This window comes from Luteibacter sp. P4_E6 (assembly GCF_056401535.1).
Map to the genome: position 1 here is coordinate 1 of NZ_JBFUJE010000857.1, position 1,123 is coordinate 1,123.

The window sequence follows — 1,123 nt, forward strand, 5'->3', positions numbered from 1 at the left end:
CACCAGCGTCGTACCGCTCTTAACGTTGTACAAGCTGTCGCCAGAAACCAAGGCAGCGCACTTGTTTCCGTAGACGATGTCGAGTGCGCACTTTTTCCCACCTTTCTCGATGCAATCGGACGTCGCCTTCTGCTCTGCTACGGCTTGTGTCTGCTGGCCGGTGGACGCACCAATAGCGCCGGCGTCTGGGTCACTTACGATTGCCCCATAGCGGTCCGCCCAACGCACGACTTTTTCTGGCCGAGCAGCACCGTCAGATGCGCCTGCGATCGGTACGCACGTCTGCCATCCCTGCCCGCTTTGCGGATACTGCCCAGGCGGACATCCCCCGTCAGCGTGAGCCGTGTGGGCAACTAGAACAGCCAAGAAACCGAGCAGTAAGAAAGCTACGCGCAACAAGAACACATCCTCTACTGAACGCGCACCGGCAGATTGCAAGCCGAATAATAGACACGGCAGTTTGTGTCCGATTCACCGCATTTTGCGAGGGCCGATCTCTCTGCTTCAGCCTTCGTCGATTCCCCCTGCGTGTTCATGAGAGTCTTTCCGACCACCATGGCGACACAACCGTTGCGATAAGTAATCTGAACCTCGCAACTAACGCCGCCTTTTGCGTGGCAGTCCGAAATGGCTGCCTGGGCGGAGTCGTCACTTGACGAACTGTTGATCGACGTACCGATGACAGCCTTCTGTTTATCAGTGGCGACAGCTTGCCAATGGTCTTCCCACCGTGGTGGAGGTGCTGCCGGAGGCTGCTGCGCGTCCACTGAGCCGGGAATAGGAACACACGTCCTCCATCCTTGGCCCTCCTGTGGATACTGGCCTGGAGGACAACCGCCTTCAGCATGAGCGAGCGACGCGAATTGCAGTGCCCCCAAAGACAAGAAGAAGAGAATCCTCGTTTTCATTGCTGTGGCCTCACAACCGATGAACCCTGCCTCACCCCTTCGTTCTGCGGCAGAGCTGCTCCCTGCCCGGTAACGACACGATCGCTAAACGAGCCTGCTGTGGTGTTTTGGCGATCTCCCAATCCTGCAGTTTGACTTTGTGCCAAGTGGCCGCCACTCCAAGATCCAGCAGGCTGCCCCTGCGGCCCCGGCCTTCCACCCGTAGGTGTGAACAC

Annotated in this window: 3 protein-coding genes; all 3 read right to left on the reverse strand. The window is 58.2% G+C overall.

Going from position 1 to position 1,123, the window contains the following annotated elements:
* The coding region (locus AC1DT2_RS24115; protein WP_477299240.1) for a DUF4189 domain-containing protein at nucleotides 1-228 on the reverse strand (228 nt) is incomplete at its 3' end.
* Between the two features lie 182 nt (nucleotides 229-410).
* Nucleotides 411-908: a DUF4189 domain-containing protein gene (locus AC1DT2_RS24120; protein WP_082878880.1), complete on the reverse strand. Its 498-nt coding sequence runs from the start codon at nucleotides 906-908 to the stop codon at nucleotides 411-413.
* Between the two features lie 31 nt (nucleotides 909-939).
* On the reverse strand, nucleotides 940-1,123 hold a 184-nt coding region (locus AC1DT2_RS24125; RefSeq protein WP_477299243.1), incomplete at its 5' end, for a hypothetical protein.